The 18,712-nt window shown below is 61.4% G+C and carries 20 protein-coding genes and 1 riboswitch; of the genes, 13 read left to right on the forward strand and 7 right to left on the reverse strand.

Features of this window, described 5'->3' with window-relative positions:
* The first annotated feature begins 2 nt into the window (after positions 1-2).
* From ACZK08_RS06920 to ACZK08_RS06945, 6 genes are all read left to right on the forward strand, one after another.
* Positions 3-3,608 carry a hypothetical protein gene (locus ACZK08_RS06920; RefSeq protein ID WP_478452633.1) on the forward strand — a complete coding sequence of 1,202 codons (3,606 nt, stop codon included), beginning with the start codon at positions 3-5 and terminating at the stop codon, positions 3,606-3,608.
* On the forward strand, positions 3,605-4,585 hold the full coding sequence (locus tag ACZK08_RS06925) for a hypothetical protein (protein WP_478452634.1): 981 nt from the start codon (positions 3,605-3,607) through the stop codon (positions 4,583-4,585). The genes ACZK08_RS06920 and ACZK08_RS06925 overlap by 4 nt, the downstream gene beginning before the upstream one ends.
* A 1,116-nt stretch (positions 4,586-5,701) precedes the next feature.
* The gene (locus ACZK08_RS06930; protein ID WP_478452635.1) at positions 5,702-6,727 is read left to right on the forward strand and encodes a hypothetical protein; all 1,026 of its coding nucleotides are present in this window, start codon (positions 5,702-5,704) and stop codon (positions 6,725-6,727) included.
* Positions 6,717-6,950: a hypothetical protein gene (locus tag ACZK08_RS06935; RefSeq protein ID WP_478452636.1), complete on the forward strand. Its 234-nt coding sequence runs from the start codon at positions 6,717-6,719 to the stop codon at positions 6,948-6,950. The genes ACZK08_RS06930 and ACZK08_RS06935 overlap by 11 nt, the downstream gene beginning before the upstream one ends.
* 822 nt (positions 6,951-7,772) lie before the next feature.
* Positions 7,773-7,949, forward strand: a complete 177-nt coding sequence (locus tag ACZK08_RS06940) for a hypothetical protein (protein WP_478452637.1) — start codon at positions 7,773-7,775, stop codon at positions 7,947-7,949.
* Between the two features lie 112 nt (positions 7,950-8,061).
* Positions 8,062-8,505 carry a BLUF domain-containing protein gene (locus ACZK08_RS06945; RefSeq protein WP_478452638.1) on the forward strand — a complete coding sequence of 148 codons (444 nt, stop codon included), beginning with the start codon at positions 8,062-8,064 and terminating at the stop codon, positions 8,503-8,505.
* A 35-nt stretch (positions 8,506-8,540) separates the two neighbouring features.
* On the opposite strand, the gene ACZK08_RS06950 is transcribed toward ACZK08_RS06945, so the two are convergent.
* From ACZK08_RS06950 to ACZK08_RS06960, 3 genes are all read right to left on the reverse strand, one after another.
* Positions 8,541-8,897, reverse strand: coding sequence for a response regulator (locus ACZK08_RS06950; RefSeq protein WP_262218706.1), 357 nt, complete (start codon positions 8,895-8,897; stop codon positions 8,541-8,543).
* Positions 8,898-8,899: 2 nt separating this feature from the next.
* Positions 8,900-10,033 carry a two-component system sensor histidine kinase NtrB gene (locus ACZK08_RS06955; protein WP_478452711.1) on the reverse strand — a complete coding sequence of 378 codons (1,134 nt, stop codon included), beginning with the start codon at positions 10,031-10,033 and terminating at the stop codon, positions 8,900-8,902.
* Positions 10,034-10,171: 138 nt separating this feature from the next.
* On the reverse strand, positions 10,172-10,444 hold the full coding sequence (locus ACZK08_RS06960) for a hypothetical protein (protein WP_478452639.1): 273 nt from the start codon (positions 10,442-10,444) through the stop codon (positions 10,172-10,174).
* Positions 10,445-10,509: 65 nt separating this feature from the next.
* Between ACZK08_RS06960 and ACZK08_RS06965 the strand changes: the two genes are divergently transcribed.
* The 5 genes from ACZK08_RS06965 to ACZK08_RS06985 all read left to right on the forward strand — a co-directional run bounded on the left by ACZK08_RS06965 (position 10,510) and on the right by ACZK08_RS06985 (position 14,636).
* The gene (locus ACZK08_RS06965) at positions 10,510-11,124 is read left to right on the forward strand and encodes a hypothetical protein (protein WP_478452640.1); all 615 of its coding nucleotides are present in this window, start codon (positions 10,510-10,512) and stop codon (positions 11,122-11,124) included.
* A gap of 161 nt (positions 11,125-11,285) precedes the next feature.
* The gene (locus ACZK08_RS06970; RefSeq protein WP_478452712.1) at positions 11,286-11,804 is read left to right on the forward strand and encodes a hypothetical protein; all 519 of its coding nucleotides are present in this window, start codon (positions 11,286-11,288) and stop codon (positions 11,802-11,804) included.
* 66 nt (positions 11,805-11,870) lie between these two features.
* Complete coding sequence (locus tag ACZK08_RS06975; protein ID WP_478452641.1) at positions 11,871-12,884, forward strand: nucleoid-associated protein; 1,014 nt, start codon at positions 11,871-11,873, stop codon at positions 12,882-12,884.
* A gap of 2 nt (positions 12,885-12,886) precedes the next feature.
* On the forward strand, positions 12,887-14,068 hold the full coding sequence (locus tag ACZK08_RS06980; RefSeq protein WP_478452642.1) for a hypothetical protein: 1,182 nt from the start codon (positions 12,887-12,889) through the stop codon (positions 14,066-14,068).
* Between the two features lie 298 nt (positions 14,069-14,366).
* A complete protein-coding gene (locus tag ACZK08_RS06985) occupies positions 14,367-14,636 on the forward strand; it encodes a hypothetical protein (RefSeq protein WP_053520307.1) in 270 nt (89 codons plus the stop codon).
* Here ACZK08_RS06985 and ACZK08_RS06990 read toward each other — a convergent pair.
* Both ACZK08_RS06990 and ACZK08_RS06995 read right to left on the reverse strand, forming a co-directional pair.
* On the reverse strand, positions 14,633-15,712 hold the full coding sequence (locus ACZK08_RS06990) for an alpha/beta hydrolase (protein WP_065181241.1): 1,080 nt from the start codon (positions 15,710-15,712) through the stop codon (positions 14,633-14,635). The genes ACZK08_RS06985 and ACZK08_RS06990 overlap by 4 nt on opposite strands.
* A 73-nt stretch (positions 15,713-15,785) precedes the next feature.
* Positions 15,786-16,280 (reverse strand): DUF6265 family protein, encoded by a 495-nt coding sequence (locus ACZK08_RS06995; RefSeq protein ID WP_065181242.1) that lies wholly within the window; start codon positions 16,278-16,280, stop codon positions 15,786-15,788.
* 133 nt (positions 16,281-16,413) lie between these two features.
* Between ACZK08_RS06995 and ACZK08_RS07000 the strand changes: the two genes are divergently transcribed.
* Entirely contained in the window at positions 16,414-17,247 is an 834-nt protein-coding gene (locus tag ACZK08_RS07000; RefSeq protein ID WP_053520304.1) for an AraC family transcriptional regulator, read from the forward strand.
* Between the two features lie 4 nt (positions 17,248-17,251).
* Here ACZK08_RS07000 and crcB read toward each other — a convergent pair whose 3' ends face one another.
* The gene (gene crcB, locus ACZK08_RS07005; protein WP_065181243.1) at positions 17,252-17,644 is read right to left on the reverse strand and encodes a fluoride efflux transporter CrcB; all 393 of its coding nucleotides are present in this window, start codon (positions 17,642-17,644) and stop codon (positions 17,252-17,254) included.
* 81 nt (positions 17,645-17,725) lie between these two features.
* Positions 17,726-17,789, reverse strand: a riboswitch (Fluoride riboswitch).
* Positions 17,790-17,811: 22 nt separating this feature from the next.
* Entirely contained in the window at positions 17,812-18,213 is a 402-nt protein-coding gene (locus tag ACZK08_RS07010) for a hypothetical protein (RefSeq protein WP_053520302.1), read from the reverse strand.
* A 111-nt stretch (positions 18,214-18,324) separates the two neighbouring features.
* On the opposite strand from ACZK08_RS07010, the gene ACZK08_RS07015 reads away from it, so the two are divergent.
* Positions 18,325-18,534: a helix-turn-helix domain-containing protein gene (locus ACZK08_RS07015; RefSeq protein WP_065175879.1), complete on the forward strand. Its 210-nt coding sequence runs from the start codon at positions 18,325-18,327 to the stop codon at positions 18,532-18,534.
* Positions 18,535-18,712: the final 178 nt, after the last annotated feature.

Raw genomic sequence — 18,712 nt, forward strand, 5'->3', positions numbered from 1 at the left:
CCATGACGATTCTTGCTACCGATATCAAGCTGCGGCAGTCGCAGCGCTTGACCGATAACCCTGACGGCGGTGGCCGCATGGTTCAGACCGAAATCATTGACGGGGCGATGAACAACCTCTTTCCGGATATCGGTGATGAAGAGCGGACTACCGGCCGAACCACTCTCCGTAAGATGTTTGTGCATGTGGATACGCCCGCACCGGACGTGTTGAAGGACGCGATCGCGGTGCTGATCGATCCGCCCGCTGACCCGCGCGTGACCGTCACGATGTTTGCTACGGGCTCCTACAGTGACGTGCGCCTTGACGCCAAGAACCGCGTGGAGAGCTACATCACGCGCGGCACGGAGTCCCGCTTTGTACTGCTCGGCAACCACTTCAGCGGCCAGATGACTATCCAGGTCTACGCGATGAAGGACGCGCCGAGCCCCGACATCAATGACAATTTTTCGCTGCTGACGCTCGCCAGCTCCTGGCATGACCCGGCCGAGCAGTACGTGCGGGTCAAGGGCGTGCTTTCCCGCACGACGCGTACGTTTACCGATGACCAAGGGGCCTTCGAGCGGGATGTCTTGGTGATCGAGCTGGTGAACGCGTTGCTGCGCGACTTCTACGGCCAGGAGGTGGTGCGGTACTCGGCCACCAAGCCTGCGACCAGGATCTACGAGACCAATGTGGTGGAGGCTACGAGCTACCACAGCGTCAAACGCCTCACCGCCGCTGGGAAGCCTGGTGATCTGGCTGTGCAGGTCGATACTCCGTACGTGTCGATCGTTCCCACGTCCACGGCAGAAACTCCGGTCAGTGATGTGCTGGCCGGTATGGGGTCCATCAGCCAGGTTCCCTCTGGCCCGTCCGGCAGTCTCGGTCAGACTTTCAACGCGAGCTTTGCCGCTGGCGCGCCGGTCAGCCGATATCTCGGCACCGGACTGGCGGTGGGCGCGGTGCGTGTGATTGCGGGTAGCGTCGAACTCACCGACGACGGTACAGGGGGCCTCTCCTCCGCAGTGGCTACGCCCTGGAGCGGTACGGTCGACTATCAGAGCGGGGTCGTAGCGCTCTCGCACGGGACTGGCATCGGCAGCACCAGCATCAGCATCACCGCGTCGCCGGCGGGCTCCATCCCCATGCAGGGCTTTACCGATGAGATCGAGGTGACGCAGAACAATCAGGGGATGGTCTGGCTGTTCCAGCTGACCCCGCTACCTGCCCCGGGTACGGTCGTGGTTGACTACCGCGCCCTGGGGCGCTGGATCAGGCTGACCGACAACGGTCGTGGCCGCCTGATTGGTAAGCCGGGTCAGGGCACCGGGACCATCAACTACCAGACCGGCGCCGTAGTGGTAACGGCGGGTGCGCTCCCGGACCTGAAGAGCAGCATCATCTCCAACTGGGGCACTCCCGTCATTGCGGAGGCGCGGGTCGGTGATACCTCCATCCTGCCGCCGGCGCTCCGCTTTGTGCTGGGAGAGGGCTCGGCGGTCCCGGGCACGTTGCAACTGACCCTACGTGTAGGCGGCTCAAATGTCGCGGTCACCGACAACGGTAACGGCGGCCTGCTGATCGGCGGGCAGGTTCGCGGGCAAGTCAGCTATTCGACCGGCGAGATCTCGCTGCGGCCGCTGAATCTGCCTGATGCGGATAGCCAGCTCTTGATCGCCTACGAGTGGGGGCAGCCCCTCTATGCAGCACCACAGCCTGTCCCTGACTCGGCCGGGATCGTTTCCTTCACCCTGCCGCAAGGCCCGGTGAGGCAGGGCACAGTGCTTCTCGACTGGCTTGTGAGTGTCAGGCGCGATCGTGATGATCTGTCGTCGGCCCCTCAGGCAATGCGGGTCATCGCGAAGGACGACGGGGCTGGCAACCTGGTCGGCGTTTCGGTGGGGGACACGGCCTTCAGCACGGTGCTGGGGTCGGTGAACTACAGCACGGGCGCGATCTCGCTGCAGGCCGGAAAGTTCATGGTCCGCCAGGTGTCCTATCCGGTCTACGAGATCCGCTCCGGGCGCCTGAAGGTGGTTGGCTACGAGCGCCTGGACGTGTTGGCGCAGTTCTCCGCCGGCAGTATCGTATCGGTCGGGTGGATGCTCGCTGGGGAGGCTGCCCAGGCTGCGCAGGAAGTCATGCCGCTGCCGGCCGTACAGCTGCAGCTCACTCCGACCATCAGCGACAGCATCGTTCCGGGCAGCGTCCGCTTTGCATTCCGTGGGCGCACCTACGTTGACCGCAGCGGCGGGCTGTATCACTCCATCGATCCCACCACGGGCTCGGGCATCTACGCAGGGACGATCGACTACGCGGCAGGCGTGGTGAATTTGGTGCAGTGGCTGGCAGGCGGCGAGAACACTGTCCAGATCCAATCCCTCCTGACACGGATCGCCGATCCGGGCGTGGCCGTCAGCTTCTTCCGTGCGCCTGGTTCGCCGCTCCGGCCAGGCATGTTCACGCTGCGCGCGACCCGCATTGATGGCGAGCTGCTCACGGCAAATGCGGACATCAATGGTGTGCTGTCAGCTGCGGAAATTCGTGGGAAGGTCGATTGGGAGAGTGGTGTCGTCAAGGTTCAGTTCGGCCAGCTGGTGCCAGTGGCAGGGAATGAGGGTAAACCCTGGTTTGACCCCGATCTGGTGGAAGGGGACCAGGTCTGGAGGCCGACGCTCGTGCTGCCGGGCACGATCTACATGGGCGCGGTCGTGTATCGATCGATCCCGCTGTCGGAGGTAGTGATCGGCTTGTCGTCTGTGCGCCTACCCAGCGACGGCCGTGCGCCAGCCTTCAAGCCAGGGCAGACCGTGCTGATCCACCACACGGCCAAGCACGTGGTGCCATCGCCGCAAGCGGGCCAGCTTGTCAGCTTTGGTCGCGGAAGGATTGCAGGCATCGAAGTGCGCGACGCGGCCGGGCGTCCGGTCGACGCCGCATGGTTCACGGCGGATCTGGACATTGGCAATCTGCGCTTCAGTGACCCCCTGAACCTGGCCGCGTACACGCTGCCACTGACGATCAGCGAGCGCGTCGAGGACCGGCGCTTGGTGGTTCAGCCTCAGATCACCGGTGAGATCGAGATCAATACCTCCCTGACGCACGACTATCCGGTGGGGGAGTCGATGGTCAGCACCGCACTGCGCCTGGGTGAAGCCAACGGATCGCTTGACCTGCAGGCGCGTGTGGTGAGTCTGTTCGACCAGGCTGCATGGACCAACGTATGGGCCGATTCACCGAGCGGTAGTGTCGCGCCCGGCACCTACAACGACACGGACTATCCGCTCGCTGTGACGAACAAGGACGCTATCACTGAGCGTTGGGCGGTGCGGTTTACCAGTGCAACCCAGTTTGAGGTGATCGGCGAGACAGTGGGCACGATATCTGCAGGAAACACGGCCACGGATCTCGCACCTACTAATCCTCGCACGGGGGAGCCGTACTTCGTCATGAAGAAGGAGGGATGGGGAACCGGTTGGTCCACCAACAACGTGGTGAGATTCAACACCATTGGTGGGTTGGCTCCGGTCTGGCTAATGCGCACCACGCTGCCGGGCACGCCGGAAGGCGCATCCGACTCAACTCGCTTCCAGGTCATCGGCAACATTGCAGGGGAAGGCGCATGAGCCTCAAGCCAGCTGTTTACCAGAGTACAGATCCGGGCGCTCCAGCCCTGACCGGCCAAGCTGATTCGCTCATTGCGCTATTGGACGCGATACTCGTGAACGGCTACGGCTCTGGCGCGGAAGCAAAAGCACCATTGGGTTGGACCCGCGAGTTTCAGGGTGTGAACAAGCGTGTTTATCGCAACAACGTTGTGAGCGGCTCCGGCTACAGGTTGCGCGTCGATGACAGCAACGCTCAGTACGCTTTGATGCGTGGCTTTGAATCCATGGACACCGTTGACACTGGCACGGGTCCTGTCCCTATGGTCGCGCAGTCGGCGAATGGCTTGCTGTGGCCGAAATCTGCTGCCGCCAACAGCACCGCTCGCGCGTGGTTTGCCGTGGGGACCGAGCGATGCTTCTACTTGTTCATCAACCACACGGGAACAGCGGATCAGTTCTCACCTCACTTTGCCGGCGACATCGTCAGCTACTTGCCGGACGATCAACACTGCTTCGCCGTGTCGAGCACGGCGCAGTCAACATACTCTTCGGGCTTCGGCCGGAATCGAAACTTTGTATCGATGACGCAGAACCTTTCCAATGTCGAAGCAACTGCCGCGACTGCGGCTATGTACGTAGGAAGGAAAGCCGATGGAACCTTGGGGGCTGCCCCACTCGCCTCCTTTGCGCCGCTCTACCGTGGATTCTCCTATTACGTTTGGGGATCGGTTGGGAGCAATTCATCGGCCGAGTGGCCGGCGCCCCCGAATGGTGGTGTGTTTGGATTCCCGGGACTTCTCATGGAAGGTCCTCGCCGCTTCCGGGGTGAGTATCCGGGCGTCATCGCGCCCTGCGCGGATCTTGCTTACGGTGACGCCAACGTTATCCCCGGGCAGGCCATGGTGAGCAAACGGTTCAGTGCCAGCCCCACTACCGCTGTTGAATCCGCGTCTGTTGGAGAGGTGATTCTCGATCTTGGCCGAGAGTGGCATTGATATGGTTGATGCGAGGCGCGTCGAGTTCATCAGGCGGAACCCGCTCCACTTGGCGGGATTTGGCTACCTTGCTGGATCGTTGCCGGCGAGTGGAGATCCCGATAGTCCCGATGGGCGCTTTCGTGTGATGAACGCCCCGGCGAGAGGGCGCGTTGTCGCACTTGAGAGAGGAACATTGAGAATCGCGGGGGCTGCCATCAGTGCCGCGGACGGAACTTGGCGTATTGAGGGGCTTCCCCTGAACGTTCACTTCCTCGTCGTCGGTTTTGATGATCAGGGCAACTACAACGCTGCCGCCCAAGATTGGGTGCTGCCGGCTCCGATGGACGATTGATGACCGTGCCGGGCAATCTTGTTGGGCTCAACTTGGGGCCCCGGTTCGCCGGCGCGGGCTCATTTGTCGTTCTGAATCTTGGCGTCAACTGGGACGACAACGCGCCCGAACCGGTAGTACGGGGAATGAGGCGGCAAGTTGGCCTCTCCTGGGCGGGCAGCGCCACAGTAAGGCCGCTCACGTCGGTACGATGGGGCGAGGCGGAGCTGCTCGCGGTCACCGCAGCAGGCACTTGGTCGGCTGCCCGTCCGATTGGGGTCTTTACCTCACTGCCTTGGGGATTGGCGACTCGGGTTCATGAAAGCGTGGGGTTCATCTGGCGTCAGCACATGGGATGGATTGCTAGCGGTTGGAGGTCGGGCTGGAGCGAATTGCCGGCCGCACGCCGGAGGCTGGCGCTTCCCTGGCGCCCAGCGCTCTCATCCACCGGCCGCGCATCTGGGTTGTGCTGGGACGGGCAAGTCCGTGCGCGTACTTCGCGAGATGTTCGATGGAAGGGGCAGACACCGCGCGTGGGCCCTGAAAGGGGCCTGACGTGGACGAGCCCATTCGGCGCCCGCGTCTCTGCCCAGCTGCCTTGGGGGCCGGCGCGTCGCATGCCGTGGGGTGTACGCCCGATCCCTGGCCCTGGCCCAGATCCCGATCCAGATCCCGCCTCTCCACCCGGAAACCTGGTCGGTCTCACGCTCGGCTGCGCTGCCCTTGGTATTCCCGGCTTTGCTCCCCTGAATCTTGGTATCTCGGCGTGCTATGTGGTGCGCCCCCAACGTAGGACCTACGTCGTGATTAACGAGGTTTCATTTGTGCGGCTTCCTGACCGGATGCCGATCGAACTGGCGCGCGTCTCTCTCAGTGCGGGGCGGTCTGCTTGGGGATGGACCTTTGATATTGAGCTGGCCGATGCCGGTCAACTGGGATTGCTCAGGCCCACAGCCTCGGGCCCGCGTCAGTTCGAGTTGGTACTGAACGGCTACGTGTGGACCGGCATCATCGAGAGCTTCCAAAAGCAGCGAGAGTTTGCCGGCGCGGGTGTGCGATTGAGTGGGCGCTCAAGGACAGCCCTGCTGGCGTCGCCTTATGCGCCGGCTCGCGTCAAGGCCACGACGGAAGAGCGCAGCATGGCGCAGCTTGTGGCCGAAGAGTTGGCTGATACCGGCTTTGCCGCCCAGTACGAGACGGTGGATTGGTCGGTTCCACCTGGTGCCTGGTTCTATGACGCGAACACGCCGCTGGATGCCATCAATTCGCTTGCTGCTGCGAGTGGTGGGGTAGTGCAGTCCCATCCCTCTGAACTGGCCTTGGTCGTCCGTGCTAGCTACCCGACCAGCCCATGGCTGTGGCGGGAGACCACACCGGATCACGTGGTGCAGGAGGACATTGTTCTGACCGAGAGCCTGCAGATGCGCAGTGCGCCGCTGTATGACGCGGTCGTGGTCACGGGAGAGCTGGCGGGAAAGGGAGTCACGTGTAAGGTGCGAAAGGGTGGCGAAGCGGGCCAGCTCTTCGCGCAGCAGGTAAGTAGCCCTTTGATCAACGTCGCAGCCGCCGCCGCGGAGCGTGGGCGCAATATCCTCTGTGATCGCGGTGAGCAAGCGGCGGTGGATCTGACGGCTCCGCTCTTCCCGAAGCCGTTGAAGGCAGGACAGATCGGTGTCATTTTGCCGCTCGACCTGGTGCAGGTGGTGAGTTCGGAGGGAACCTGGCACGGACAGTGCGAGTCGATCCGTATTGAGGTCGTTGTGGATCAGCAGGCTGTCGTGATTGAGCAGACGGCGACTCTAGAGAGGCATTTCACCGATGCGGACTGATCTGTGGGATCAATTCGGCGAGCTGGTCGGCGGACGGCCGCGATTGTTGGCAACGGTCACTGCACACAATGCGGATGGTACCAGTAGCCTAACAACCTATGATGGCGCTCAGATGCGTGCCTTTGGTCAGCTGCAGCAGCCCATCCCGTACAACGTTTGGGTCAGCGGTGGTCGACTGCTGGAAGCCGCGCCCAATCTTCCGTTAATGGAAGTAGTTGTCTGACGAAACAGGGCGCTGCTCGACGCCGGCAAGCATCCGAGCTGCGTCGCAACACAGGGATATCAGCAACTGGCATTGGCCGTGGACCCGTCGCCATCGCATTGGTCGGGTTGTCCAGCCCACACTCCTGAGAATTCACGCCGCGCTCACGCCTTGGCGGCGATGTTTGCGACAGAGCGGTAGGGGGACTGCTGGGCGCTCAATGCCCGGGCGTTCGGCTGTGCTCACTCCCCCACGGGCTTGCAGGACTGCCGCCGTGAATCTTCTCATTTCCCTCGCCGGCCCGGCGTTGGCCGCGGGTGCATTGCTTGCTCTCGTCCATGGAATCGTTTGGGGCTGCAAAGCCATGGCTAGCCGTCGCATCCGACGACCGAGTCTTCGGTGATGGAGGCGTTTCGCTACGCCTACCAGAAGGCACGTGGTTGGCACACTCCAGTCCTTACCTCGGCGTGGGTAGGGCTCAGATACTTGCTTACTGGGGACACGGGCTACTTCAAGTCGCACGGGGGCTGGCGCATATCACGCCTCCATCGTGGCGGGGAGTCTTCCGAATAACTCCGGAAGGAGGTCTGCGGATGTGTGGTTCAATCCAGCCCTGGAGCCTGTCCGTGGCCGAGATGTGCAGATCTTTGACGGCCCGCGTCCCCGTTCTATGACTACCGGCTGGCGGCTGACAGGTCATGCGGCCTTTGGGGATGGACCCCCAGTACCCAAGATGTGGTCACACTCCACCAGCCGGGCGTTGCTAACGGCTTGACGCTCGCCGCACCCCGCGCATGCGAGCAGGGTGCCGCCGGGCATTGTCTCCAGCTCCGGCACCTTCGAATGGGTGATGTGCTTGCAGTGGTTGCAGCGGACGCTGATGGCGTTTACGCGGTTAAGGTTGCCGTCGCGATCTCGGGCTGCATCAAGGGCGAGAACGTAAAAAAGTCCTGTATCGGGCATTGCGGTGTACCGGGCATTTTTGGCGATCCTGCGCCGATCGTTGCCGTCATTGTGTGATGACTATCCCCGTTCAGTATCACGTGTTACTGAATCGTTGCGCAGATTGCATTTATCTCACCTGATAGTTCCCTCACGCCTGATAGGGTTGTTCCTCACTAAGGAGGTGCACATGCCCATTCGGGCGGTGGTATATGTAAGCGAAGCGAGCGAGGCGCTCGCTGGTGACAAGCTTGGCTTGTCTAACCTCAAGCTGGACAAAGTCGTGGACGATGCAGCCCGGTTCAACCGTGACGCAGGAGTTACGGGGGTTCTGCTCTTCGACGGCGAACGATTCATGCAGTATCTGGAGGGGCCGGAGGATGGCGTCTCTGTTGCATACTCCAGGGTGCGTGGTGCCAGCAGTCACCATGGAATTATCGAACTGCAGCGAGGCAGAGTCGGGCAACGACGGCTTCCGTTCTGGCCAATGCGTTGGCTGCCTGTCGAATCAGTTGAGCTTCGGGAAATGGTTCGAGCTGATTGGACCAGCTTCAGTCAACGCGGTGAAAGCGATTCCCCCACCGCAATGGATCTGCTTGTTCGCTTGATTGAGCCCTACGTTGTTGCCGCATGAATGCGGCCCCCGTTCACCTGAGCGGGGGCTTCGGCCTACGAGAGCTGATCGTGGATAGCGGCAATTAGCTGCTTGAAACGGTAGGGCTTGGAGAGAAAGTGAACGTTCTCCGGAAGTGCTGGCAGCTGGGAGCGGCTGTATCCTGAGGCAAGTAATATGCGCGCGTTCGGCTGCACAGCGGCGGCCTCAGAGGCGACATCCAAACCCGATACTCCCTCGGGCATGCTGTAATCAGTCACGACAATGGAGAACTGAGCTTCGCTGCGTAAGCACGCGATCGCTTCAAGCCCATTTCGGGCGGTGGTTACCGCAAATCCTTGGGCGGCAAGTGCATCAACGACAATCTCACGGAGATCGTCCTCGTCATCTACAAAAAGCACGGAGAGCGGCATCTTTAGTCGGTCACAGGGTAGTGAAGGGTGATGGAAGTTCCCGAGCCCACATCGCTCTTTACGCGGATGAATCCGCCCGATTGAGTAGTGAATCCGAACACCTGGCTAAGGCCCAGGCCGCTCCCGCGACCGACCGTCTTCGTGGTAAAGAATGGCTCGAAAATGCGCTGCTGGTGCTCAGGCGCTATGCCTTGGCCATTGTCTTGGACTGTAATGCAGAGATAGTTGGCGGGGCCTTCGGCATCACCTTCAGGATCACTCACCTGCTGTAAACGTGCTGTCACGCTTATGGAGCCGCCGTTAGGCATCGCATCACGGCTGTTGCACACCAAATTGAGCACTGCGGCTTCCAGTTGACCGCGGTCCAGGTGCACCGGCGGCAGCTCGTCCGCAATGTCCAGTGTGACGTTGATTGCCGCCCCAGCTGAGCGTTGCAGCATGTCGTGGATATCGCGCAAGGCTTTACCTACGTCCAATCTCTCCGGAGATAGTTCGTGACCACGTCCGAAGGTGAGCAACTGACGAGTCAAGAGCGCTCCTCGCTCTACCGAACGCAGTGCGGTATCTATGTACTTTCCAGACAGATCGCCATGGGGTTGAGCCGCGATCAGATCGAGACAATTGGTGACTACGCTTAGAAGGTTGTTGAAATCGTGTGCCAAGCCCAGTGTGAGCTTGCCAATCGCTTCCATCTTCTGCGCCTGGAAGAGCTCCTGTTGAGTCCGCCTTAGCTGTTCCTGCGCAAGATAGCGCTCAGTGATATCTCGTGTAATTTTCGCGAACCCGACTAGTTCGCCATTGACCCAAACGGGGTCGATGACCACACTGGCATGGAAGCGCGAGCCGTCCCTTCTAACACGCCATCCTTCGCCCGCGTATCGGCCTTCGGATGCCGCGGTCCGGAGATTACGCATCGGGAGCCCGGCTTCGGCGTCCTCAGTTGTGTAGAACCTAGAGAAGTTGGTGCCGACTACCTCATCCTTGCGGTAGCCTTTGATGCGCTCGCCGCCTGGGTTCCAGGTACGGATGACCCCTTCCGGGTCGAGCATGTAGATCGCGTAATCAGTGACGGAATTGACCAAAAGCCCAAATTGTTGCGACTCGTCGCCTAGATCGCCCGTGGGATGTGGAGTCACTGGTGAGCTCTCCTTCGGGGCGATCAAGCTAAGCTTCCTTTTGTTAGCTGTTTGTGAAAGTGAAGGCATCCGACCTTCACGTTCCCAGGTTGGGGGCGGCGTGCGCGGAACTGTCAAGCGGTGACAACGCTTAAGCTCTCAAGGCGAGCCCTGAGCGCTGCCGATCTGCTCAGTTAGAAGTACCAGGGATTGTTGGAACGCAGCACTGAACATGCTGCCTTCACTCTGGTGAGTGAGAGCGATGCTCGGCAGCAGCGATGTCCAGACATCGGACAGCTGCTTCGGGTCGGGGTGCGTGAGGAGGGCCACCCTAAGTGCGTATTCCATCGCCTTCAAGTAGCCGCGATGGGCCTCTTGCGCGACTTCGCAGGCATCTAGGCGATCCAGAATCTCTTTGATTGGTGCGGTCATGGACGTCGGTCTGGACTGAGGGGCAGGGGACCGCCATAGTTTGCGAACACCCATGGGATCGCCCTATGAGCATCCTCAACGTTTTGCTCAGTCGTGACCAGCTTGTTATCGCAGTCGATACGCTCGCCGAGGATGCGCTGACCGGCGCCCATTCGGCGGGGGCCAAGATGCTTTTGATCCCCCAGCACAACCTCCTGCTGGCCACCCGAGGATCCGCCCAGTTCTTCCTCCGGATCTACGAGCTGGCCCTACAGGCGAGCTTCCGCGCCGAGTTCACGGTGGGACAGTTGAGCGCGGAACTCGGCTCTGTGATTGACCAGCTGTGGCCGAACTACGAGAAGGCGGTGGCCGAGGCCGGCCTGCCGATCGAGCAATTGGGAACGGAGATCGTCCTGGGTGGCTGGTCTCCACAGCAGGGCAGGATGACCGCCACGGCGTATTCGAAGAGCGGTAGTGGGCAACCGGCACGCGTGCAGCCCATAACTGGCCAACTGGCGTCGCCGGGGGAGCCCCTGAAGACAGTGCCGCCGAGCATGGCCCAGGCCGAGTTGCTGGCCGCCGGGCGGCTGCAGGCGAGTTACCTCAATGAGCGGGAGGGCCGACGGGTGGCCGGCGGCCGCCTGTTGATTGGGTTCCTGCAGGAGGGTCAGACGGTGGTCAAAGATCTAGGGCCGATCTGACGGCTGGACAGGGGCGTAAGTCGCACCGCCTGGTCCGGGGCCGATGGCAGCTCAACCTAGGGGCGCGTGAACAGCGCCGCGCCGGCGCTGAACCGGAACGATTCAGCCAGATGCCGGCCGCGTTCGCAGGATCTGCGACCACCGGTCGTATCCTTCCGGCCATGCTTTCCTCGCACGGCCACCACGGTTTCCGCACCGCCCCGATCGCCTCTGGCTGGGTCCAGACCGGTGAGCGCTGGGCGCTCTGGTACAACGGCCGGGAGACAGCCGGCGTTGCCCCCGATGGTGGTCCTGGGGTGCGCATGTGGATGGAAGGGCAAAAGTTTTGGCAGGTGAAGGAAGTGCGCGCGGTGAGCGTCCGGCAGGCGAAGCGGTACGCCGAGCGCTGGTGCGCGGCCAGGCTCTATCCCGAGCTACCTCTGCGCGATGCCGTCGCCCGTCTGACCGACAGCACGCCGATCCGGCTGCCCCCGCCACCACTGCCCGACCTGCCGCCAACGCGCGGGCAGCAGCAACAGGCGCGCCGACTGGCTGAGTCTGGGGCGCTGGATCTGACACGGGTCAAGGAAGCGCTGGAGCAGCGCAAGCTGCCTGCTGAGACCAAGCCCAGAGCGAAGGATCCAATGAAGGCGTGGGTAAGGGAAGGGTGCGCTCGTTATACGCGCAATGTGGGTGGCTGATAGGTTGCCACCATCGGTGTACCATGCCGCTTCGGAGAAGCGTCATTTACATGGAGAGGGGGATTCATGGAACTAGTTAACGCAGTTGCGCATCGAATTAATAAAGAGCGTGGCGCAAAGGGCGCCACACTTAGTGGTGCAAAAAATGAGCTTGAGCGAACCGATGAGCTAAATTCGTTGATGCTCACTCTTCTGGATAGCTACAACAATCGTAGTTCTAGATTTGCAGGCTCCTTCGAGGATGACCAGGAAAACTACCGATTTAGCCTGTATCTTCAAAAGTTCACAGATGGAGAGCTTGATTTTATTAAGTTCTCGGAGCTTGCGGCCAAGCGGCTTGTCGTATCAATGAATGAGGTTGTCTTCGCGGGGGGTGGGTATCTTCTTTTGCTGAGATATTCGCATCAGGGACGGGATATGCTCATGGTTGCAAAGCTCAATCCTCAGTCTGGTGCGATATTTTCTGAGGGCCTCGACAAGGTTATCAAGGCGCCTTACTTGAATCTGGATCGCCTGCAAGTCGCAGCTAGGATTGATATCGGCGCTTGGCTCGCTCAGGGGGAGCGCTACCTTAGCTTTGTGTTGCGGAAGAACAAGGACGAGGGTCCGTCGGATTATTTTCAGGAGTTTGTCGGCTGTAAGGTCGATCAAGATTCGAAGGTTGAATCGAAGAAGCTCGTGGCTGTGGTTAAGGATTTTGCAAACAATTTGGTTGAGGCTGGTGTACTTGCTGCCGAGATGGTTCCTGACCTTCAGCGTAGGGCGTTCGATTACATGGACGCGTTGCGGAACAGCGATGAGCCGCGCGTCGAAGATTTTGATGGGCTCGCCAATGCGCTGTGGCCTGGTGAGCCGACCGCATTTCTGCACTTCTTGAATGGACATCACGAAGCGCCATCGGCTGGATTTCTTCCAGATGCCACTGTGATTAAGGGGCTTTCCAATATTAGCTTCAAGAGTAAAGAGCTATCCGTCAACATGACTTATACATTCAAGCAGGCTCACGTACACCTTGAAGGTACCACTGTTACGATTAAGGACGCGCCAGACAGGCTAATTAAGGAGCTTTCTGAGAACTGACCATGACGGTTTTTGAATCCATCGTTGCTCTGTGCAGGTTGTCGGCTGTCAAGGACTTGGCAGGGCCGGATCTAATCCTCACGCTTGCTCGGTCGGAGCAGGTGCATGGATTAGTTGCTGCCGTGGAGGGCGGGGGATGGCACCTCACCGTGAAAGTCGATGGTCGCGAAATCATGACCGGAGTGGATGGTGTGCAGGTCGGTGGAAACTTCGTCCTGGTTATTCATGGTGCAGTGCGGGCAGATCCTGTCATCGCAAAGAATATCGGGGGACTGCTCACTTATTCGATGGGGCGCTTTCTGGGCTCAATGCCGCAGAATTTCTATCTGCTTCAAGAAGACTACGCGTCGGGAGACATGCCTGTCCATCAGTATGTGCAGGCCTATGAGCGCTGCATTGAGCTGTTCCAGTTGATCAAGGGAATCTCTGACGATTACCGGACTGAAGTGGGCAGCGCTGGCCGAGCAATCATCCTCACTTCTCGCAAGCTTGAAATTCCCGTGATCTACAAGCAGTGGGTGCTAGACGAGGTTGCGGGCGGTCCAGACTTGGAGGCGTTTAAGAAAGCTGCGTTTGAAGATCACTTGGCGTCGGGACGCAAAGACGTATTGAAGAGGGTCCTGGTTCGGTTCCTGTTCAATGTTGCTGAGGCTGATCGTTTTGAAGTTTTTTTAAAGTCCTGGAAGACCATCTACTCAGCTTTCCTGTCAGACTTCGATATATTTGCTTCTGGCTTCAATTTCGATAAGGCTCGTGAGGAGTTTGAGCGAAAGAAGTTGGATTTTGTCGTGAAGATGAACGGGGCTAGCTCGGATGCGATGAGTAAATTGATCGCAATTCCGGTTGGGCAGGGTCTACTCGCAAGTCAGATGAAAATTGGACGCGAGTACGCAATTGTCAACAATGCACTTCTTTTGTCGTCAATCGTTTTCGCCATCATTGCAATAATGTTGATTGCGGTTCACGTTCTTACTATTACGCAAGTGAAGACTGAGCTTGAGGCTGAAGAGAGAGTTTTGAAGGAGCGCGCGTTCACAACCTATGATCAACTCCGTCCAGTCATTAAGCAGCTTTCCTTGCGAATTAGCGTTCATCAGATCGCGGTTCCTTGCGGCCTTACTCTGCTGCTCGCAGCAACTACAGCTCTTACTTGGGCCGCTTACGTTCAGATTGCTGGAGGCTAAGGGTTACGGTGTCGCGGCGGATGGCAGGGTTGCCTAAATGACTGATTTGTAAGCTTTAGTTGCGGATTGCAAATCCGTTTACAGCGGTTCGATTCCGCTTGAGGCCTCCAATTGAAAAGCCCTGACTTCGGTCAGGGCTTTTTTTTGCGCCGTCATCGTGCGCTGCCAAGCGTGCCTGACATCCCAGTCTCAGCCGCCCACGACATGGCAAGGCGGTATGGTCAGCGCAGAGGCCTTCGGGCGCGGCAATGGCAGGCAGGGAGACTATGGCGCGTGGCGGACAGGCGGTGGATCGGCAATGAGCAAACCCACAACGGAAGTACGCTGGCTGACATTCCGGCTGATGAACGGACAATCGATCGGACCGGAGCGCCTGCGCGATGGCTGGAGCACCGCTTCGGAAACCCGCCACTGCGGGGTCCGGCGCGAGGCCATCGAGGGGGCAGGTGTGGTCTACGCGCTGTACGGGCCTGCCAACCTGGCATCGCCGCGTCGTGCCGAGATGCGCATGCGTGAGTTCCTGATGAGCAGCGGCTACACCTTCACCATGGGCACGCTGGGCGGCTAGCGCATCGCGGCAGCCTTCAGGGCCGCGACCACCTGTTCTCCGGAGAAGCCACAGTGGCCCGTGCCTGCTGCGGGCAGTACGCGCGGCAACGGCGTCGCACCCGCGTGCGCGGCCAGTTGCGGATAGCGTTCCTGCATGCGCGGTGCGATGGTGGGATCGTCATTGTTGAACTGAATCACCAACGGCCGCTTCAGCGCGCCGGTCAATCCGAGTGTTTTGCGCACACGCGCCTGTGCTGCGGGAACGGCGGCGATGCGCTGCACCCCTGCATTGAACGCGACGTCATCGCCGAATCCACGATAGACGACGCCGATGTTGCCGACTGGCATGCCGCCGCTGCGCTTGGCCAGTTCGTGCAGGACCAGCGCGTGCAGGCTGATCGTTCCGGGCAGCGCATCGGATGCGACCTGCAGTTGTGCGGCCAGCAGTGCAGCGGAGTGCGGCGCGCGTTGCAGGGCGTTGACGATGCCTTGGTACAGCTCGCCCTGTGGTACCGAAGCGGCTTCGCTGGATGCCAGGCCAGCAGCAGGCAGTCCTTCGGCATGCGGGAAGAAGTAGTCGAACGCGACCACGGTGGTGAGCAGGTCGCCGGCCAGCTGCTCGCCTGACAGGTTGGCGCCGCATAGCGAAACACCACCGGCGTAGTGGGCCGGATGCCGTTCGAGACTCGCCACGGTCACCGCACCGCCCATCGAAAAACCGAGCAGCCAGGTATTGCGCACGCCCTTCAAACCGGCCAGCGTGTGCTGACGCAGGCGTTCCACATCGTTGATGGCATCGGCCACCGCCCACCCCTGGCTCGCGTAGGCGCTCTGTGCGACCGCGTAGCCGGCCGCCAGCAGAGGTGCGGTCGCCTCGTTGGCGGCCATCGGCGATTCGCGTGGCGTGCCCACCGGCTCGTAACCGTGCGCCAGCATCACCAGATCGCCGTTCCAGTCCGCAGGGATGTCCAGGCGCCACGGCGCACCCTGCAGCTCGCCACTGAGCATGCGTGGCGGGGCGGGCGGCGCCGCGAGCAGCGGCATGGAAGGCAACGCCAGGGCCAGTGCCAGGGTCAGTCGGAGAAGGGCACGCATCGTGTTCATCCGGGCAGGTGATACGCCGAGCATAGAACCGGCCGCGGTGCCGTGCCCGCTGCAATGCGTCAGGTCAGGGGGCCATCACCGGCCCGCCGCAGGCGACGCGGTGCATCGGAAAATCCATGGCCTGTGCCGGATCGTCCTGTGCGATCTCGATACGTGCGTGCAGGCGCTGCCCAGCGATGCGGCGATAGGTGATCCGCTGCGGGAAATCATTGGCCGGATTCTCGAAGACGACCTCGTCGGCCTCCACCCGGACGGCACTGAAATCAGTAGCGTTGCGGCCGGAGGGCAGCGCGGTGAACACCAGCCGCCCATCGTCGTGCTGGCGCAGCTGCATGAACTCGAAACCCACGGTGCGCCCGTCGCGCAGGCTGCGGCTGCTGCCGAACATCGTTCCGCCGGCCACGGTGGACCACTGCTCACCGGCTCCAGGTGGCTGCCCGTCCAGCTGCCAGCAGCCGGAGAGCCAGCCGAGCTGTTCAATGTCTGCGGTTGCAGCGGCCTGCGCATGGGTGGCGAAAAGCAGCAGAGGCAACACGGCGCGGGCGATCCGGTTCGACATCGTGGGCTCCATGCGCGGGACGGTGGCCCCTGTATAGCGCCGCGCAGCGCCGGCGGCCAGCGCCGCACACAATGACGCCGAATTCGATACGATCTGCGGGTTCCTCCCCCTTCTGCTTGCCCTGGAGTCCGACATGGTGGATCGCCTCGCCGTCCTGCTTGAGCGTTTCGCGGTCACTGCGTCGGTCTTCCACGCCGGTGCACTGTGCGGCATCAACAGCCTGGAAGGGGAGGACGAAGCCGGCCAGCTGCATCTGGTACGGCGTGGACCGGTGCAGGTCAGCCATGCACAACAGACCGTGCAGGTCGAGGTGCCCAGCCTGCTGCTGTACCCGAGGCCGATGCACCACCGTTTCCAGACCGACCCGCACCTCGGCGCCGACATGGCCTGCGCCAACCTGCATTTCGAAGGCGGCCGGCTCAATCCGATCAGTGCCGCATTGCCTGATTTCATCTGCCTGCCACTGGCGGACCTGCACGGCAGCGATGCGGTGCTGGAAATGCTGTTCGAGGAGGCGTTCGAGCAGCGTTGTGGCCGTGCGGCAATGGTCAATCGTCTGTTCGAGGTGGTGATGATCCAGGTGCTGCGGCAGCTGATGGAAGGCGGTGAGATGCGCGGCGGTCTGTTTGCTGGCCTCGGTCATCCGCGCCTGCGTCTGGCATTGGTCGCGATGCACGAGGCGCCGTCGCAGGCATGGACGCTGGAAGACCTCGCCGACGTCGCAGGAATGTCGCGCAGCGTATTCGCGGCGAGCTTCCGTGAGGCGATGGGCACCACCCCCGGCCAGTACCTGCAGGGCTGGCGCGTAGGCCTGGCGCAGCAGGCCCTGCGGCAGGGCCGACCGCTGAAGCGGATTGCCGACGAGGTGGGCTACGGCAGTGAAGCGGCGCTTTCGCGTGCGTTCAAGGCGCACACCGGGCAATCGCCCCGGCAGTGGCGGGGGCAGGTGCGGACCTCCGCGGCCTGAGCGTTCAGCCCAGCGCGAGGCGGGCCAGCTTCATGCCCACGAACAGGCCGGCCAGTCCCAGTGCGATCGATCCCCCTGCATACAGCGCGGCCAGTCCGTGCTGCCCCCGTTGCAGCAGCAGGCCGATCTCCAGCGAATAGGTGGAGAAGGTGGTGTAGCCGCCCAGGATGCCCGTGGTCAGCAGCAGCCGCAGCTGCGGCGATGCGCCGTTGCGCAGGGCGAAGGCCTCGACGACCACGCCCATCAGCAGGGCGCCGCTGATGTTGACCAGGAAGGTGGACCAGGGCCATGGACTGCCGACGGCGAACCGCGTGCCGATCAGGTTGCAGGCATGGCGCAGGCAGGCGCCGGCGCCGCCTCCCAGGAAGACCAGGACGTAATTGTTCAGTGCTTGCATTGCGGGCCTCGAGTACGTGTTCGCAGATGCGGAGGCGAACGCGATGGCGGGCACGGCCTGCCATCGACGAACGCCCGGTTCGTCACAGCAGGAGCCATCAGCCATGCCTGGCGGTTATCGGGGGAGCCCCATCCCCATCGGTCACCATGCTACCAGCGCCGACCCGGTCAGGGCAGGGAGGTCATCACCACGCGGGCCACCCTGCTGCGGCTGACGCCATCCATCAACAGTTCGAATGCCAGCAGATCCAGTGCCGCGTGGCGCCGGTGGTCGATCTCCAGGCCCTTCTCGGCGACCAGCACGCTCACCAGTTCATAGGCATCCTGCCAGACATCCAGGTGCGCTTCGCTGGGCATGTAATAGCTGGTGCGTTCGCCGACGCCCCGCCCATGGATGCCGTACAGCAGTTCGCGTGCATCCAGCTTGGCTGCGTCGGCGATCCGGAACAGCTGTTCGGCCTTCACATGTGAGGGGCTGACGTGGTCGTTGAGCCAGTTGCTGATGGTCGCCGTCGTTGAAGCGGCGGCGCGGGCCAGATCGGCCGGGCGTGGGTGCCCGGCTTTCTTCATGGCAATGGCGAGTCGTTGGCCGAGAGTATTCATCTATGCAAGCCAGCTTAACGCGTGGAAGCGAAAGAATCCTTGCCGCAAGAATAAGTCTGGTTAACGACAGGGCCGACCATGACCGATTTCTGGAGCAAACGGCAGGTGCGCGCGCGCCTGGGATTCCAGACCGACGCCGAGCTGGCGCAGTTCTTTGGCATAACGCGATCCGCTGTGTCGCAATGGCCCCAGGAAGCGCCCATTCCTCCATTGCGACAGTTCATCCTCCACCAGCGCCATCCCGACCTGTTCCCTTGGGCTGAGGCCTCTGAAGACGAATCAAGCTAGGTTGCGTCTGCAAATGTCGTATTTAGCACGCTTTGCGGCATGTGTTAAGCATGCTTATCAATATAGGGAAAATTGATCGAAACCCGCGTTGCGATTGATCGCGCCACGAGGCTGCCCTGGCGACGGACGCACCACGGCGTCGGGATCGGCCCCTTCTTTTGCCTGTGCCGATCACAGA

The sequence above is a fragment of the Stenotrophomonas sp. 112478_Sma genome, from assembly GCF_056479905.1.

What these genes read in the sequence shown, in the direction of transcription:
- ACZK08_RS06935 (WP_478452636.1), top strand. Translation starts at nt 6,717, where the DNA reads ATGCGGACTGATCTGTGGGATCAATTCGGCGAGCTGGTCGGCGGACGG.
- ACZK08_RS06920 (WP_478452633.1), top strand. Translation starts at nt 3, where the DNA reads ATGACGATTCTTGCTACCGATATCAAGCTGCGGCAGTCGCAGCGCTTG.
- ACZK08_RS06970 (WP_478452712.1), top strand. Translation starts at nt 11,286, where the DNA reads ATGCTTTCCTCGCACGGCCACCACGGTTTCCGCACCGCCCCGATCGCC.
- ACZK08_RS06980 (WP_478452642.1), top strand. Translation starts at nt 12,887, where the DNA reads ATGACGGTTTTTGAATCCATCGTTGCTCTGTGCAGGTTGTCGGCTGTC.
- ACZK08_RS06965 (WP_478452640.1), top strand. Translation starts at nt 10,510, where the DNA reads ATGAGCATCCTCAACGTTTTGCTCAGTCGTGACCAGCTTGTTATCGCA.
- ACZK08_RS06995 (WP_065181242.1), bottom strand. Translation starts at nt 16,280, where the DNA reads ATGTCGAACCGGATCGCCCGCGCCGTGTTGCCTCTGCTGCTTTTCGCC.
- ACZK08_RS06945 (WP_478452638.1), top strand. Translation starts at nt 8,062, where the DNA reads ATGCCCATTCGGGCGGTGGTATATGTAAGCGAAGCGAGCGAGGCGCTC.
- ACZK08_RS06950 (WP_262218706.1), bottom strand. Translation starts at nt 8,897, where the DNA reads ATGCCGCTCTCCGTGCTTTTTGTAGATGACGAGGACGATCTCCGTGAG.
- ACZK08_RS07015 (WP_065175879.1), top strand. Translation starts at nt 18,325, where the DNA reads ATGACCGATTTCTGGAGCAAACGGCAGGTGCGCGCGCGCCTGGGATTC.
- ACZK08_RS06925 (WP_478452634.1), top strand. Translation starts at nt 3,605, where the DNA reads ATGAGCCTCAAGCCAGCTGTTTACCAGAGTACAGATCCGGGCGCTCCA.
- ACZK08_RS07010 (WP_053520302.1), bottom strand. Translation starts at nt 18,213, where the DNA reads ATGAAGAAAGCCGGGCACCCACGCCCGGCCGATCTGGCCCGCGCCGCC.
- ACZK08_RS06985 (WP_053520307.1), top strand. Translation starts at nt 14,367, where the DNA reads ATGAGCAAACCCACAACGGAAGTACGCTGGCTGACATTCCGGCTGATG.
- ACZK08_RS06960 (WP_478452639.1), bottom strand. Translation starts at nt 10,444, where the DNA reads ATGACCGCACCAATCAAAGAGATTCTGGATCGCCTAGATGCCTGCGAA.
- ACZK08_RS06940 (WP_478452637.1), top strand. Translation starts at nt 7,773, where the DNA reads ATGGGTGATGTGCTTGCAGTGGTTGCAGCGGACGCTGATGGCGTTTAC.
- ACZK08_RS07000 (WP_053520304.1), top strand. Translation starts at nt 16,414, where the DNA reads ATGGTGGATCGCCTCGCCGTCCTGCTTGAGCGTTTCGCGGTCACTGCG.
- ACZK08_RS06975 (WP_478452641.1), top strand. Translation starts at nt 11,871, where the DNA reads ATGGAACTAGTTAACGCAGTTGCGCATCGAATTAATAAAGAGCGTGGC.
- ACZK08_RS06990 (WP_065181241.1), bottom strand. Translation starts at nt 15,712, where the DNA reads ATGCGTGCCCTTCTCCGACTGACCCTGGCACTGGCCCTGGCGTTGCCT.
- crcB (WP_065181243.1), bottom strand. Translation starts at nt 17,644, where the DNA reads ATGCAAGCACTGAACAATTACGTCCTGGTCTTCCTGGGAGGCGGCGCC.